The 14,571-nt window shown below is 71.6% G+C and carries 14 protein-coding genes; 6 read left to right on the forward strand and 8 right to left on the reverse strand.

The window, feature by feature from the left end; translation table 11 throughout:
* The first annotated feature begins 30 nt into the window (after positions 1-30).
* A complete protein-coding gene (locus AB0C02_RS27540; protein WP_357551851.1) occupies positions 31-2,856 on the forward strand; it encodes an FtsX-like permease family protein in 2,826 nt (941 codons plus the stop codon).
* A gap of 2 nt (positions 2,857-2,858) precedes the next feature.
* The gene (locus AB0C02_RS27545; RefSeq protein ID WP_357551852.1) at positions 2,859-3,605 is read left to right on the forward strand and encodes an ABC transporter ATP-binding protein; all 747 of its coding nucleotides are present in this window, start codon (positions 2,859-2,861) and stop codon (positions 3,603-3,605) included.
* 9 nt (positions 3,606-3,614) lie between these two features.
* Here AB0C02_RS27545 and AB0C02_RS27550 read toward each other — a convergent pair whose 3' ends face one another.
* Both AB0C02_RS27550 and AB0C02_RS27555 read right to left on the reverse strand, forming a co-directional pair.
* Positions 3,615-3,896 carry a DUF1905 domain-containing protein gene (locus AB0C02_RS27550; RefSeq protein WP_357551853.1) on the reverse strand — a complete coding sequence of 94 codons (282 nt, stop codon included), beginning with the start codon at positions 3,894-3,896 and terminating at the stop codon, positions 3,615-3,617.
* A 23-nt stretch (positions 3,897-3,919) separates the two neighbouring features.
* A complete protein-coding gene (locus AB0C02_RS27555; protein ID WP_357551854.1) occupies positions 3,920-4,699 on the reverse strand; it encodes an NAD-dependent deacylase in 780 nt (259 codons plus the stop codon).
* Positions 4,700-4,789: 90 nt separating this feature from the next.
* Between AB0C02_RS27555 and AB0C02_RS27560 the strand changes: the two genes are divergently transcribed.
* Positions 4,790-5,533 (forward strand): N-acetyltransferase, encoded by a 744-nt coding sequence (locus AB0C02_RS27560; RefSeq protein WP_357551855.1) that lies wholly within the window; start codon positions 4,790-4,792, stop codon positions 5,531-5,533.
* Positions 5,534-5,549: 16 nt separating this feature from the next.
* A complete protein-coding gene (locus AB0C02_RS27565) occupies positions 5,550-6,128 on the forward strand; it encodes a hypothetical protein (protein WP_357551856.1) in 579 nt (192 codons plus the stop codon).
* 12 nt (positions 6,129-6,140) lie between these two features.
* On the opposite strand, the gene AB0C02_RS27570 is transcribed toward AB0C02_RS27565, so the two are convergent.
* The 6 genes from AB0C02_RS27570 to AB0C02_RS27595 form a co-directional block, all read right to left on the reverse strand.
* Positions 6,141-6,473 (reverse strand): nuclear transport factor 2 family protein, encoded by a 333-nt coding sequence (locus tag AB0C02_RS27570; RefSeq protein ID WP_357551857.1) that lies wholly within the window; start codon positions 6,471-6,473, stop codon positions 6,141-6,143.
* Between the two features lie 10 nt (positions 6,474-6,483).
* Positions 6,484-8,934, reverse strand: coding sequence for a glycosyl hydrolase family 65 protein (locus tag AB0C02_RS27575; RefSeq protein WP_357551858.1), 2,451 nt, complete (start codon positions 8,932-8,934; stop codon positions 6,484-6,486).
* A gap of 69 nt (positions 8,935-9,003) precedes the next feature.
* Entirely contained in the window at positions 9,004-9,567 is a 564-nt protein-coding gene (locus AB0C02_RS27580) for a TetR/AcrR family transcriptional regulator (RefSeq protein WP_357551859.1), read from the reverse strand.
* Positions 9,557-10,021 (reverse strand): SRPBCC family protein, encoded by a 465-nt coding sequence (locus AB0C02_RS27585; RefSeq protein WP_357551860.1) that lies wholly within the window; start codon positions 10,019-10,021, stop codon positions 9,557-9,559. The genes AB0C02_RS27580 and AB0C02_RS27585 overlap by 11 nt, the downstream gene beginning before the upstream one ends.
* A 28-nt stretch (positions 10,022-10,049) precedes the next feature.
* Positions 10,050-11,384 carry a nicotinate phosphoribosyltransferase gene (locus tag AB0C02_RS27590; RefSeq protein WP_357551861.1) on the reverse strand — a complete coding sequence of 445 codons (1,335 nt, stop codon included), beginning with the start codon at positions 11,382-11,384 and terminating at the stop codon, positions 10,050-10,052.
* Positions 11,385-11,515: 131 nt separating this feature from the next.
* The gene (locus AB0C02_RS27595; RefSeq protein ID WP_357551862.1) at positions 11,516-12,760 is read right to left on the reverse strand and encodes a cellulose-binding domain-containing protein; all 1,245 of its coding nucleotides are present in this window, start codon (positions 12,758-12,760) and stop codon (positions 11,516-11,518) included.
* Between the two features lie 271 nt (positions 12,761-13,031).
* On the opposite strand from AB0C02_RS27595, the gene AB0C02_RS27600 reads away from it, so the two are divergent.
* Together AB0C02_RS27600 and AB0C02_RS27605 are read left to right on the forward strand one after the other, a co-directional pair.
* The gene (locus tag AB0C02_RS27600) at positions 13,032-13,670 is read left to right on the forward strand and encodes a hypothetical protein (RefSeq protein WP_357551863.1); all 639 of its coding nucleotides are present in this window, start codon (positions 13,032-13,034) and stop codon (positions 13,668-13,670) included.
* A gap of 156 nt (positions 13,671-13,826) precedes the next feature.
* On the forward strand, positions 13,827-14,571 hold a 745-nt coding region (locus AB0C02_RS27605; protein WP_357551864.1), incomplete at its 3' end, for a transposase.

Raw genomic sequence — 14,571 nt, forward strand, 5'->3', positions numbered from 1 at the left:
CAGTGTGGTCAGCACACGGGGAGGCGCGACATGCTCAACTTCGTCTGGCGACAGCTACGCGGCCGTGCGGGACGGTCGGTGGCGCTGCTGGCCGGCGTGCTGGTGGCCACCACCGGCTTCGTCGTCCTGACCGGCGCCACCACCACCTCCCGCCTGACGGTCACCGGCACCGTCGAACGGAACACCCGGGCCGCGTACGACATCCTCGTCCGTCCGAAAGGGACGCGCACACCCCTGGAGGCCGAACGCGGGCTGGTCCGCCCCAACTACCTCTCCGGCCTCTACGGCGGCATCACCACTGCCCAGTACGACCAGGTGAAGGCGGTCGCCGGGGTCGACGTGGCCGCGCCCATAGCGATGCTCGGATACTCCACCACGACCGTGCCGACCCCGCTGGACCTCACCGACGCGGTGGACCGAACGCTGACCCGCCAGGTGATCCGGGTCGACCCGACCTTCGTCGCCGAACGCGGCCTCTCCGCCGCACCGGGCAAACCCCGCTACGTGTACGTCACAAAGAACCAGCTCATCTTCCCTCGCCTGGACGTACAGACAGACATCCAGTCCAGCCGATACACCGACGGCCGTACGTACCCCATCGACGATGTGTGCGGCGTCGTCCCGCGAGAGGTGCTGCCGGATGGGCGGTCACTGCCCGTGTGCGACCCGAGATCGGCACTGATCGGGGAACCAGGTACCTACTCGGAGCGCGAGGACTGGTCGGTCGACGCCGTCCGGCTATTGCCTGATGGCCGCTTCGAGGCCGACCGCGGCGTCCTGGCGGCCGGCGGCGACCGCACCACGACCACGTCGGACCGGCTCGTGATGGCGTACGACATGACCGTGCCGTTCCTGCTGGCCGCCGTCGACCCGGCCACCGAGCAACGCCTCGTCGGCCTCTCCGACGCGGTGGTCGCGGGCCGCGCCATCCGCACCGACGACACCATCACCGAGACCCGAGGCGGCACCGCGGTCAACCGGCAGGTGCCGGTCCTGCTCACCAGCCGACCGTTCATCGACGAAGCGCTGACCGCGCGCCTCACCCGGCTCCCGAACGTCAGTCCCGCCGGAGTGCCCGCGCTGGACTTGGAGAAGACCCTCAGTGCAGCCGCCGGCATCCCGACGGGCGAGAGCCGGTCCGAGGTGGCGGACGGGCACCGGGCCACACTCGCCGCGGGACTCAGGGACACCGGATGCTGCGTCGGCCAACTGCAGACGGTGGTGCAGTCCGGCGACGTGCAGTACGAACGGCTGCCCGACGGCGGTCTGCGCGCCGCCGCACAACCACCCGTCCCGCCTGACGTATACGGGACTCAGTTCACGGGCAACTGGCTGCCCCGCCCATGGCTGGCCGACGACCGCGGGTCGCGTACCGGACGACCACTGGCCCTCGCGAACGATCCGAACGCGTTCCGGTTCTGGCGCGCGGTGGGGGTCTTCGACCCGGAGAAGCTGACCGGGTTCAGCGACCTGGGCAAGGTGCCGCTGGAGACGTACGAACCGCCGGTGGCCGAGGGCGCCGACACGCGCAGCCGCGCCGCGCTGGGCGGGCAGCCACTGGAGCCGAGCGGCAACCCCGCCGGCTACCTGCAGGCCCCACCGCTGCTGCTGACCAGCCTGGCCAGCGTGCCGCAACTACTCAAGGGCGGCACCAGCCCGCAGCTGACCGCCCCGATCAGCGCGATCCGGGTCCGGGTCGCCGACGTGCACGGCTACAGCGAGCGCACCGCCGAGCGGGTCCGGCTGATCGCCGAGCGGATCGCCACCGAGACCGGCCTGGACGTCGACATCACGCTCGGATCCTCGCCAGCACCGCAGACCGTGGAGCTGCCCGCCGGCACGTTCGGCCGCCCAGACCTGCGGCTGACCGAAAACTGGTCCGCGCTCGGAGTCGCCTCCACGATCACCAAGGCCGTCGACCGCAAGAGCGCCGCGCTGTTCGTGCTCGTGCTGGTGGTCTGCGTGCTGTTCCTCGGCAACGCCGTCTCCGCCGCCGTGCGGGACCGCCGCCCCGAACTGGCGGTGCTCGCCTGCCTCGGCTGGCCGGCCCGCCGGATCGCGGCGCTCATCCTCGGCGAGGTCACCGCGCTCGGGCTGGCCGCCGGGCTGCTCGCGGTCGGGCTGGCCTTCCCCCTCGGCGCCGCGCTGGGCATCGGCGTCGACTGGCGCCGGGCGCTGCTCGCCGTACCGGTGGCCCTGCTGCTGGCGCTGGCCGCAGGCCTGGCGCCAGCGCTGCGGGCCGCACGCGCCCACCCGGCCGCCGCACTGCGCCCGCCGGTGGCCACCGCCCGATGGGTACGCCGACCGCGTACCGTGCCCGGCCTGGCCCTGGTGAACCTGGTCCGCACCCCCGGCCGCACCCTGCTCGGCGCGGGCGCGCTGGCCATCGGGGTGGCCGCGCTGACGCTGGTCGCCGCCGCCTCGTACGCCTTCCGGGGCGCCATCGTCGGCAGCCTGCTCGGCGACACCGTGTCGCTGAGCGTACGCGGCGCCGACACCATGGCGGCCGTGGCGACGGTGCTGCTCGGCGCGGCGGCCGTCGCCGACGTGCTCTACCTGAACATCCGCGACCGCGCCGCCGAGCTGTCGACGCTGCGCGCGACCGGCTGGACCGACGCCGCCCTGGGCCGCCTGATCGGATACGAAGGACTACTCCTCGGCGCGCTCGGCGCGCTCACCGGCGCGGGCCTGGGCCTGGCCGGGGCGGCCTGGCTGGTCGGTGAGCTACCGGCGGCACTGATGCTGGTGGCGGCCGCCGTCGCGCTCGCCGGCGCGCTGGTCACCTGCCTGGCCGCGCTCGTGCCGGCCGCGTTGCTGCGCCGCCTCCCAACCGCACGACTACTGGCAGAGGATTGACCATGGACGCGACCACGGGCAGCACGGTCCGCACGGCCGGACTGGTCCGGCAGTTCCGCACCGGCACCGAGCAACTCACCGCAGTCGACGACATGTCGCTGGAGATCACCGCCGGGTCGGTGGTGGCGCTGACCGGGCCGAGCGGCTCCGGCAAATCCACCCTCCTGCACCTGATCGGCGCGATCGAGCAGGCCGACCAGGGCACCATCACGGTGGACGACGTCGAGGTCACCACGCTGCGCCGGGCCGCCCTGGCCCGCTACCGGCAACGGGTCGGCTTCGTCTTCCAGCGCTACCACCTGCTGCCAGCGCTCACCGTGCTGGACAACGTGATCGCGCCGGTCCTGCCCCGGCGCGGCCACGCCGGACACGCGACCCGCGCCCGTGACCTGCTGGAGGCCGTGGGGCTGGCCGGCCGCGAACGCGCCCTACCCGCCCAACTCTCCGGCGGCCAGCAACAACGGGTGGCGATCGCCCGCGCCCTGATGGGCGCACCCCGCCTGCTGCTGGCCGACGAACCGACCGGCAACCTGGACTCCACCACCGGCGCGCAGATCCTCGACCTGCTGCTCGACCTGCGTGACCAGCACGGCATGACGATCCTGCTCGCCACCCACGAACGCGCCATCGCCGCCCGCTGCGACCGGCTGATCCGGCTCGGCGACGGACGGATCGTCGAGGACGTCGACCTCACCGAGGGCGAGGACCCGGCCGACACGTACGCCCGCGCCACGCAGCCGCGGATGTAGGCCGCCCACTCAGACGGTCAGCCGGACCGTCACCACGTCACCCACCTGGAGCCCTTCGGCCTTTCGCACCGACGCCCGCACCGGCACGACGTACCGGCCCTCCTTCGGGTAGAGCGACGTCTGCCATCCGGTGCTCCCGATCCGCGCCGTCACGGGGATCATCCCCCAGCCGTAGGTCACCGACGCGGAAGCCGCTGCCAGGTCACCGCACTGCTCCTCCGGGACGGTGACGAAGTGCCACGGCGCCGGGCCCCTCCAGAACCACAGCTCGCCGTCGAACTCCAGATCCATCCGATCAGGATAGTCAGGCGGGCTCACCCGCGACCGGCGCCGCCCCACGTGGCTTCGACGAGGGCGGGCAGCACCCGGGCGGCCGGGCCGCGCAGGTTCACCTCGGCCACCCGGTCCAGCGGCGTCTCCTGCGGGTTGACCTGGATCACCGCGGCACCACAACGGGCCGCCACCTGCGGGACCTCGGCAGCGGGATACACCAGGCCCGAGGTGCCCACCGTCAGCAGCAGATCACAGGCGGACGCCGCCTCAACCGCGGAGGACAAAGCCGCCTCCGGCAACGCCTCGCCAAACCACACCACTCCCGGCCGGATGAGCGCCGAGCAGCGCGTACACCCGGGCGGGGTGATCCGCCGACCGCCGGCCGGCTCCTCGGCCACCCTGTCCGGCATCGGCGCCGGATGAGCGCAGGCCGAGCAGCGCGGCGCGAACAGACTGCCGTGCAGGTGCACCGGTGCCGCCGAGCCTGCCCGTTCGTGCAGGTCGTCGACGTTCTGGGTGATGAGGACGCTGTCCGGTACGCGGGCCTCGATCGCGGCCACGGCCAGGTGTCCCGGGTTCGGCCGGGCCCGCCCGACCGTGCTGCGCCGCCATTCGTACCAGCCCCAGACCAGTGCGGGGTCGTCGCGGAACGCCTCCGGCGTGGCGAGCGCCTGGGCGTCGTACTGCTGCCACAGCCCGGTGAGGGCGTCCCGGAAGGTCGGCACGCCACTCTCGGCCGACATGCCCGCGCCCGTGAAGATCACGACCCGCCGGGCGCGACCCAGCAGCGCCGCGGCCTCCCCCGTCACCAACTGCTCCATCCGTTGCTCTCCTCCTGGCAGGCGGGTGCTCCCGAGGACGGTCCCGAAACTGAGATGCTCTCTCACCGTCCGGCGCTCTACTGTGCCGCCATGGCCATCGACATCGTGAGCTTGGCGGACCGTCCCGACCTCGGCCCGCGGCTGGACGAAGACTTCGACGGGGCGTGGCCGCAGTTCATGCTCTGGGACCCGATGGCTTCCGTCTACTACAGCGTCGCGCACGACCTGTACCCGGAGTTCGTGTTCGCCGCCGTCGACTCCGCCGAGCCGGGGCGCGCCGTCGCGCGGGCGTACGCCGTGCCGTTGCGCTGGACGGAGCCGGAGCTTCCCGACGGCGGCTGGGACCGGGTGATCCAGCGTGCCCTCATCAACCGGCTCACCGAGGGCAGCCCGAACATCGTCTCGGCGATCGAGATCTGCATCCGCCCGGACCGGCGCGGCGGCGGGTTGTCCGCGCTGATGCTCGCCGCCATGCGGGAGGCCGTCGCGAAACTCGGCTACGACACCCTCGTTGCCCCGGTCCGCCCCAGCGGCAAGCACACCCAGCCTGACCTGCCGATGACCGAGTACGCGGCGCAGGTCCGCGACGACGGCCTGCCGGTCGACCCGTGGCTGCGGGTGCACGTGCGCGCCGGTGGGCGAATCGAGCGGGTCGCCACCCGTTCCATGATGATCAGCGGGACGCTCGCCGACTGGCGTTCCTGGACGGGCCTGCCGTTCGACACCAGCGGACCGGTGCACGTGCCGGGCGCGCTGGTGCCGGTGCACTGCGACGTGGCCCACGACCACGCCGTCTACGTCGAGCCCAACGTCTGGGTCCGCCACCGCCTCTAGACCAACGGGGTGGCGGATGCTCAGAGTTCGCCGAGGCGATGGTGGAGAAGGCGACGAAGGCCTCCACGTCCGGTTCGCCGATGAGCCGGTACCAGCGGCGACGGTGCTGTTTTCCCACGTCCAGCCCGTTGTCAAGATCCCCTACACTGGCCGCCGGTTCCAGCGACGGGGGTTACGGATGGCGGAGGACACCAAAGACGAGTCTCTCGGTTGCGGGGGCTTTCTCCTCCTGATCGCCGGGGCCTCGTTGCTGTCCGTATGTTGTTGGTTCGGCCTCGGTTGGGTGACGAACTTGCTGTTCGGTGTGGACTCCGCCAGCGAGAAGGACGGCAGGCCGTGCACCGCAACCGTGCTGTCCGTCAAGGAGACGAAGGTCGTCCTGAACCACGAGCAGCAGTTCGAGTTTCGGCTCCGGGTGAAGCCCGACGAGGGCCCAGCGGACGGCTACGAGGTCACCATCCGCGACACCCTGAACGTCATCGAGGGCGGCCACGTCGCCCACGGGACCGAGTTTCGGTGCGTCATCGACCACGACGACGACTCTCGCGTCAAGGTGTTCTGGGCCGACGAGGTGACCGACCAGGACCACGCCTGAGCCGGATGCCCGTTACTGCCGGATGTCGAGGGCGCCGATCAGGCCGTCGCGCAGCGTGAACCGGTGCCGCTGCCGGACCGGGCTGCCCGGGAACGTGCCCGACACGAGCGCCGTCACCACCAGGTTGCCGCCGGCCTGCTCCTCGACCGTCTCCGGCACGGCGTCGTACGCGTACTCGGCCGCGGTCCGCTCGCGCCAGGCGCGGATCGCGGCCGGGCCGTCGTAGGTGCGGTCCCCGTCGGCGACGATCGCGTTGTTGGCGAAGCAGGCGACGAAGGCGTCCACGTCGGGCTCCCCGATGAGCTGGTAGTAGCGGGCGATCACGTCGGGAACGGTGACGGTCATCGGTGTCTCCTCAGGTCAGGGACTTCTCTTTAGGTGGTAGGGCGACGGTGACGGTCGAGCCGGGGTCGAGCGGGAAGGACCTGTCCCGGACGGCCACCGGGACGGGCTGGTCCGCGCCCGGGGCGGCGGTGACCCGCACCGATTCGTGGTCCACATGCAGGGTGATCAACTGGTTGCGGTATCGGATCACGCAGTCGAGCTCGTCGAGCCCGTCCGGCAGCTGCGGGTTGAGCCGGAGCACGTCGCCGCGGATCTCCAGGCCGGTGTAGCAGCGTTGCAGGATGTCCAGGGTTCCGGCGTTGGCGCCGACATGGATGCCGTTGCGCGTCGAGCTGTGCTGCGGATCCGCCAGATCGGTGCCGAGCGCGGTCACCAGCATCTCCAACGAGCGGCGGCGGTCGGTCCGGGCCAGCACCCACGCGTGCGCGACGCGGCTCAGCGTGGAGCCGTGACTCGTACGGGACAGGTAGTAGTCGACGGTGGCGGGGATCCGGGCGGGGTCGAACTCGTATCCCAGGCCGCGTACCAGATCGGTGAGCTCCTCCGCGCTGAACAGATACAGCAGCATCAGCACGTCGGCCTGCTTGGAGACCCGGTAGCGGTTCGCGTCGTCGCCTTCCTTCTGCAGCAGCGGCCCCAGTAGCCGCAGGTCGCCGTAGCGCTGCCGGTAGCGATGCCAGTCCAGCTCCGCCAGGTCGCCGTACCCCTGGAACTGGGCAAGTATCCCGTCGTCGAGGAAGACCAGCCGCAGCCGGCGCCGGATGTGCGCCCACCGATGCCGTTCATCGTCGGTGGGGGCGACGTCGCGCCACGGCCGCATCCCCGGATGCCGGGCGAGGACCCCGCACGCCTCCTCGGCGTGGCCCAACACCCACGCGACCATCACATTGATGTAGGCGCAGTTGTCCAGCCCCTGGCCCGGCCGGCCCGGGTATCCGTCGTGGTACTCGTCCGGCCCGATCACCCCCCGGATGTCGTAGCGGTCATCGACGGGATCGTAGGTGGCCAGGCCGGCCCAGAACCGGGCCGTCTCGACCAGCAGCTCCAGCCCGCTGGCCGCGAGGAATGACAGGTCGGCGGTCGTCTCCCAGTAGCGCCACACGCAGTAGGCGACCGCCAGGTTGACGTGCTGCTGCCGGCCGGTGTAGTCGTCCACCCACTCGCCGGTGACCGGGGACCGGGACCGGACGGGACTCTCGTCCCAGCCGCTCTCCCCGCTCTGCCAGGGGAACAGGGCGCCCGCCGTCCCCACCGCGGCCGCCTGCCGCCGCGCTGCCGTCAACCGCCGGTACCGGTATTCCAGCAGGGCCCGGGTCAGCTCCGGCATCCGCAGATCCAGGTACGGGTAGACGAACAGCTCGTCCCAGAAGATGTGCCCGTGGTAGCCCTCGCCGTGCAGGCCCCGGGCCGGCACACCCGCGTCCAGGTCGATCACGTGCGGGGACAGGGTCTGCAGGAGGTGGAAGGTCTGCACCCGCACCGGCGCCTGCCAGGCGTGCTGCTCGCCGATGTCGAGCCGGAAGCGCGCCCACAGCCGCGCCCACGCGGCGACGTGCTCGGCCAGCACCACGTCGAACGACCCCGTCTGTCGCAGTTCCTCGCGGGCGGCGGGCACCGGTTCGGACACCGCCCGGTCACGGTTGGAGAAGATCGCGACGGTCTTCTCCACCGACACCCGCTCCCCCGGTATCACCTCGACCGCGATCACCTGGCTCACGTCGTCCGGCCCATGCACGGCGGCCTGCCGGCGCTGGGGGCCGCCACCGATGATCCTGGTGCGGGCCGCCACGGCCACCCGGTGTCGGGAACTGGTGGTCAACGCCGTCAGCCAGACGGTCTCCGCGTCGTCCTCGCCGGTGGACACCCGGGTGAGATGCCGGCCGCAACTACCGGCCTCCGTCGGCGCGTTGGCGTTGACCACCCCACCGTCGAGGCCCGACCTGATGTCCAGCCGGCCGGACCAGTTCTGCGCCACGATGCTCGTCTCCAGCGCCGCCAGGTGGGGATTCGCCATCGACACGAGCCGCCGCTGCCGTACGCGGGTACGCCGCTGGTCCCGGTCGACCACCAGCACCTCCCGCAGGTACACCCCGCGCCGCAGGTCCAGCAGCCGGTGCTCGTGCACCCGCTGCCCCTGTCCCGGCGCGAACCATTCGCCACCGGCCGTCCGGAATGTCAACGGCAGCCAGTTGGGCAGGTTGACGATGCTCTCCGTGCCGTCCGACTGGCCCGGGCCGGCGAGCCGGTTGTGGAAACCGGCGAGGTACGTGCCCGGATAGTGGACGCCGTCGGCCCACGCCTCCGGATCCGCCCCACGGGAGGCCAGGTACCCGTTGCCCAGGGTCAGCATCGTCTCCCGAGTGCCTTCCTCACCCGGCGCCTCACCGCAGTACGCCAACACCCAACCAGCCGGCGGAGGCCGGCTGCACAGCTCACATTCCGGGTCCACGTCCGGCGGCACCCCGTACTCCTCTTCCACGGCGAGGTGCCGTTTCCCCGTTCCTGGCGCGACAAACCCGATGTCGGCCAGTCAGGGCTGCGCCGGCTCCGTGATCAGCCGCGCGAACAGGTCGGCGGCAGCGTCGAGGACGTCCCGGTCGCCGGTGATCAGCAGATCCAGCAGCAGCCCGCGGGTCGCAGCAAGGCCCAGCCGGGCCCGCCGGCGGGCTTCCGTGGCGTCGAACCCGAGTTGGCCGAACAACTCCTCGACGGGGCCTGCCCAGGCGGTGATGACCGAGGCGCGAAACGACTCGGTCCAGGACCGGTCGAACAGCGCCTGCGCGTAGATCTCGAAGAACAGCCGCTCCGCCGGGGCCAACGCCGGATCGGCCAGGCGGCGCCAGAAGCGCCGGCTCACCTCGACCGGATCATCGGCCTCGGTGGCGAGCGAGACAAGCGCCGCGCGCTGCTCTGCCTCGATTCGCCGGACCACCTCCGCGAGCAGGCCCTCTCGGCTGCCGAAGTGGTAGATGAGCATACGGTGGCTGGTGCCGGCGCCGGAGGCGATCTCGCGCAGGCTCAGCTGGCTGAACCCGCCCTCCTTCAGGAAGCCGACGCACCGGTCGAGGAGCGCCTCGCGGGCGTCACCGGCCACCGGTGGACGCCGTACCGTCGTCGGCCGCCACGGCGGCAGCCTCGGCGGCCGCCTTGAGCCCGGCCGCCTCCAGCCGCACGTACCGTCGCGTCTTCGCCGCGATGAAGAGCGCGACCAGCCAGGCGAGTGGGCCGGTCTGCCGGATGCCGATGCGGATCCGGGTGGTGCCATCCGGCAGGCGGTCCACCCGGTGGTGGCCGATGGTGTGCACCCCGGGTGCGTGCGCCTCCCAGGCGAACGAGGTGCCCGGGACCACCTCGCTGACCCGCCACACCGTCGTCGGCAGGCCGGGCTGCCGGATGCGAAACCGGTTGCCCGGCCGCAGCGCCGGGCCGTCGAGCGGCTCTACCAGCGACATCGACGCCGTCCACTGCGGATAGGTGGTCACGTCTTCCAGTGCCGCCCAGCAGTGGTCGATGCTCGCCGTGGTGGAGATCGTCTGCTCGTAATCCATGTACCAGATGGTACATCGATGGTCGTGGTCAGTAGGTGCCACCCAGTCGCGCCCGCACCCGGTCGTGCAGCGCCGTCAGGGCCGGGCTCACCGTGGCGGTGAGCGGAACCGGGTCGGCCAGGCTACGCGCCGTCTCGGGCAGCCAGGCCAGATCGGCGTGGAACCGGTCGCGTGCCGCGCGCACCTCGCCGGCCGGATCGGCCGCCTCGACCCGGCGTCCGCCGCGCATGACCGGCACCAGCAGCGGTTCCCGGCCGGCCGGCGGCGGTTCGTCGCGCAGCCCGATCACGTCCCCGCTGGGCCCGGTGGGGTCCCGGAAGACCTGCTTCGGGCCCGGCAGGGTGGCCTTGCCGGGCGACAGCTTGAGCACCGGCCGGTCGCCGAAGGAAACCAGCTTGTACGCGCTGTCCAGCGACGGCGCGTCGTAGGAGACACCCATCTTGGTGCCGACGCCGTAGGCGTCGATCGGGGCGCCCTGGGCGACGAGGCCGGCGATGACGTCCTCGTCGAGGCTGCCGCTGGCCACGATCTGCGCCCCGGTCAGTCCGGCGCCGTCGAGGATCGCGCGGGCCTCCCGGGCCAGCGCGGCGAGGTCACCCGAGTCGAGTCGGACCGCCAACGGCCCGGTCAGTCCCAACTCGGCGACGACGTCAACGGCGGCCCGTACCCCGGCGGGCGTGTCGTAGGTGTCGACCAGGAAGATCGGGTTCACCGGAAAGTCGGTGGCGAAGGCACGGAACGCCGCCCGCTCGTCGGGGAACGCCTCGACGTACGAGTGGGCCATCGTCCCGGAGGGAGTGAGCCCGTAGCGCCGGGCGGCCTCCACGTCGCTGGTCGCGACGAAGCCGACCATGGCCGAAGCCCGCGCCACCCCCGCCCCGGCCTCGAGGCCGTGCGTACGACGGAACGCGAAGTCGATCAGCTGCGCGTCACCGGCGGCGAGGCGGCAGCGGGCGGCCTTGCTGGCCACCGTGGTGTGGAAGGTGATCAGATTCAGCACCCCGGTCTCCACCAGCTGCGCCTGCGCGATCGGCGCGGTCACCTCCAGCAGCGGCTCGTCGGCGAACACCGCCCGACCCTCCGGCACCGCCCAGACGTCGCCGGTGAACCGCAGCCCGGCCAGCGCCGCCAGGGTCGGCTCGTCGAGCCCGACGACGTCGCGCAGGTAGCCCAGCTCGTCATCGTGGAAGGCGAAGCTCTCCAGGAAGGCCAGCGCCTCGGCCAGACCGGCCGCCACCAGGAAACCACGCCGGTGCGGCAGGCGGCGGACGAAGAGGCTGAAGGTGGCCGGCTCCACCATGCCGCGGCGCAGATAACTGGCCGCCATCCGCAGCTCGTACAGGTCGGTACGCAGTCCGGTCACACCACCTCCTACACCCGCCATCACTGTGGTCGACCCGGCGGCGGCACGGGGGCGGAACCGGAAGATCCGCGGCTGCGGGAACCGGGCCGGCGGATCACCGGGCGGGGCCGACCCGCCCGGCGATCACGCGATCAGTAGCCGTACCGGTTCTTCAGGTGCCGCCACCAGTCGCGGAACATCCACTTGTCGAACTCGGTGATCTGCGTGGCGCTGCCGGCCTTCATGATGAAGCAGCACTGGCCGGTCGGCGTCCAGTCGTAGAAATCGTCCAGACCGAAGCTGTGCCCCATCTCGTGCAGCAGGATGTGGACGTTGTCGGTGTTGAGGTTGCTCATGAGGTACTCGCTGCTGATCCGCTGGCCCCAGTCACCGCCGGCACCACCGCCGAACCCGGCGGTCAGCCACAGCGACATGTCGTAGTGGTGCGAGGCCCCACCCGGGCAGTTCGGGTAGTTGCCGCTCTGGTTGAAGAACCGCCCGCACGGCTCGGTGCACTGCGGCGCGTTCTCCCGGATGTTGTTGACGTAGATGTCGACGGAGTTGTCGGTCCACTCCAACTGGGCGCGGTCGCGGACCGCCCAGCCGACAACCTTCACCGGCACCTGCGCGTACGGCCAGCCGTTGTGCCCGGCCATGACGGCCATCCACTTGCCGAACTGGCGGGCCAACGCGGCGTGCACGGCGTCGCGCTGGGCCGCGGTGACGTGCGCGGTCGACTCCCAGCGTACGCAGTAGTTGATCGAGCCCCGGTTGGCCATGATCTGGTCCCAACCGTAGTTCCGAAAGCCGTACAGGTTGTTGTAGGTGCTCTCCTGGTGCCGCCACACCTCGTCCAGCGGCTGCACCAGCGCGGCCGGCGGGTTCCACCCGCTGCTCGGCGGCGTGGTGGCGGTCGGCGTCGGCGTCGGGCTCGGCGGGGTGCTGGTCGGGGTCGGCGAGGGCGGCGCGCTGGTCGGGGTGGTGCCGCCGGTGCAGGTCGTGCCGTTGAGCGTGAAGCTCGTCGGGGCCGGGTTACTGCCGGTCCAGGTGCCGTTGAAGCCGAACGAGACGGTGGCGCCGGTGCCGACGGCGCCGTTGTAGGCGACGTTGGTCGCGGTCACCGCGCTGCCGCTCTGGCTGACGGTGGCGTTCCACGACTGGGTCACGGTCTGCCCGGCCGAGAAGGTCCAGCGCAGCGTCCAGCCGGTCACCGGGTCGCCGAGGTTGGTGACGGCGACGTCCGCACCGAACCCCCCGCTCCACTGCGTGGTCACCGTCCAGGTGACCCGGCAACCGGCTGCGGCCGCCTGCGCGTCGGTGACGAGCGCCCCGCCCGCCACGACCGCCGACGTTGCCAGCAGGCCCACGAGGGTACGGCGCAAGGATCGTCGATTCATCGGAATCTCCTCGGTGGTGGGATGCCGCACGACGGGCAGGACGCCCGTCGTGAGCTCGCCGGCGAGGCACCCCTGTGCGGGTGGCCCGGACCCTCGGAGACGAGATGGACGACCGCTTTATTGAAGCGGTTCGATAGACGATCGTAGTTATCCGACGCTGCCCGCCACAACCCGTCCGCGGGCCGCGCTGTCACGTCAGCCGGCCAGGACGAGTGGTGGTTCCCCGCCGACAACCCCCGCGTACCGCCGCCAGGCGGCTTAGAGTGTGGGGATGTGGGAGTCGGTTGCCACGCCGGTGGTGGGCCTCATGGCCGCCATGGCGGCGACTGCCCCGACGCCGACACCGTCTCCCGCCGTCAACTTCGCGCCGGTGCTGACGTCGACACCGTTCGGGGCGCTGCCCGGGCAGCGGGTGACGCACACCGTCACGATCTCCGGCACCGGCGCCCTCACAAGCACGCGGGTCACCTTCACCACGACAGCCGACCTCGACGATGTCACCGCCCGGGCCGAGCCGGGTGACTGCACGACGTCCCCGCGTACCGTCGTCTGCGACCTCGGTGACCTGAGCCTGGGCACCACCGCAGGGGCGCCGCGGATCACGATCAGCGGCCGGGTCCGCCCGGGTACGCCGCCCGGCGCGGTGGTCCGCAACCGGGTGACCGTCACCGCGGTGGAGTCCGCCACGACCGGCGCCCCGGTCGCCAGCAACGCCTACGTCCTTCCGGGGCCGACACCCCCGCCCACCGATCCGCCGCTGGAGTCGCCGGCCGAGGCGACCGGGGTGCCGCCGCCGTCGGGGCCAGCCCGGGTGCCGGCGGTCGTGGCGTTGGCGGTGGCCGTCGCCGCTGCGGTCGGCGCACTGCTGCTGGTCCGGCGGCGGCGCCGCCAGCAGCCGCCCACCGTGTGACAGCGCGGCCAGCGCATGTCGCGGCGGGCCCGTAACCTTGGCCCATGATTTTCATCAGAATTGCGGCGTGGATACCCGGCCGTTTAGGGCCGGGAGGAAACGCCGCTCCCTCCCCTCCGCGATCGTCTCACATGGACGGTTGGTAGATTGTCGGTTATGGGTGAGGTGGTGAAGCGGGCGTACAAGTACCGCTTCTACCCGTCCCCGGAACAGGCTGGGCAGTTGAACCGCACCTTCGGGTGTGTGCGTCTGGTGTACAACCGGGCGTTGGAGGCCCGTACTCGGGCGTGGGTGGTTGATCGTCAGCACACCTCGTATGTGCAGTCTTCGGCGTGGTTGACCGAGTGGAAACGCACCGATGAGTTGGCGTTTCTGAACGAGGTGTCCTCGGTGCCGTTGCAGCAGACGTTGCGGCATTTGCAGGCCGGTTTCGTGGCGTTCTGGGACAAGCGGTCCCGGTATCCGAGGTTCAAGTCCAAGCGCAAGTCGCGGGTGTCGGCGGAGTTCACCCGCTCGGCGTTCCGCTGGCGGGACGGCCGGCTCACTCTGGCCAAGATGACCAGCCCGTTGGACATCGTGTGGTCGCGGCCCCTGCCCGAGGGGGTGGAGCCGTCCACGGTGACGGTGTCCCGGGATCCTGCCGGCCGTTGGTTCGTGTCTCTGCTGGTGGAGGACCCGGCCGTGGGGCCGCTGCCGCCGGTCACGGCGGAGGTTGGGGTGGATGCGGGTATCACCAGCCTGCTCACTCTGTCCCACCCGATCCCCGGACTGAGCGACGAGCAGGGGAAGGTGGCCAACCCGCGTTTCGGGCAGGCCGACCGGCGGAAGCTGGCCAGGGCACAGCGGGACCTGGCCCGCAAACAGAAGGACTCCGCGAACCGGGCGAAGGCCCGGCTCCGGG

Source organism: Micromonospora sp. NPDC048999 (assembly GCF_040649295.1).
Classification (GTDB): domain Bacteria; phylum Actinomycetota; class Actinomycetes; order Mycobacteriales; family Micromonosporaceae; genus Micromonospora.

Bases quoted from the DNA above. Each gene is read 5' to 3' on its own strand.
- AB0C02_RS27600 (WP_357551863.1), top strand. From the start codon at position 13,032: ATGTGGGAGTCGGTTGCCACGCCGGTGGTGGGCCTCATGGCCGCCATG.
- AB0C02_RS27595 (WP_357551862.1), bottom strand. From the start codon at position 12,760: ATGAATCGACGATCCTTGCGCCGTACCCTCGTGGGCCTGCTGGCAACG.
- AB0C02_RS27550 (WP_357551853.1), bottom strand. From the start codon at position 3,896: ATGGATCTGGAGTTCGACGGCGAGCTGTGGTTCTGGAGGGGCCCGGCG.
- AB0C02_RS27585 (WP_357551860.1), bottom strand. From the start codon at position 10,021: ATGGATTACGAGCAGACGATCTCCACCACGGCGAGCATCGACCACTGC.
- AB0C02_RS27560 (WP_357551855.1), top strand. From the start codon at position 4,790: ATGGCCATCGACATCGTGAGCTTGGCGGACCGTCCCGACCTCGGCCCG.
- AB0C02_RS27540 (WP_357551851.1), top strand. From the start codon at position 31: ATGCTCAACTTCGTCTGGCGACAGCTACGCGGCCGTGCGGGACGGTCG.
- AB0C02_RS27570 (WP_357551857.1), bottom strand. From the start codon at position 6,473: ATGACCGTCACCGTTCCCGACGTGATCGCCCGCTACTACCAGCTCATC.
- AB0C02_RS27545 (WP_357551852.1), top strand. From the start codon at position 2,859: ATGGACGCGACCACGGGCAGCACGGTCCGCACGGCCGGACTGGTCCGG.
- AB0C02_RS27555 (WP_357551854.1), bottom strand. From the start codon at position 4,699: ATGGAGCAGTTGGTGACGGGGGAGGCCGCGGCGCTGCTGGGTCGCGCC.
- AB0C02_RS27565 (WP_357551856.1), top strand. From the start codon at position 5,550: ATGCTCAGAGTTCGCCGAGGCGATGGTGGAGAAGGCGACGAAGGCCTC.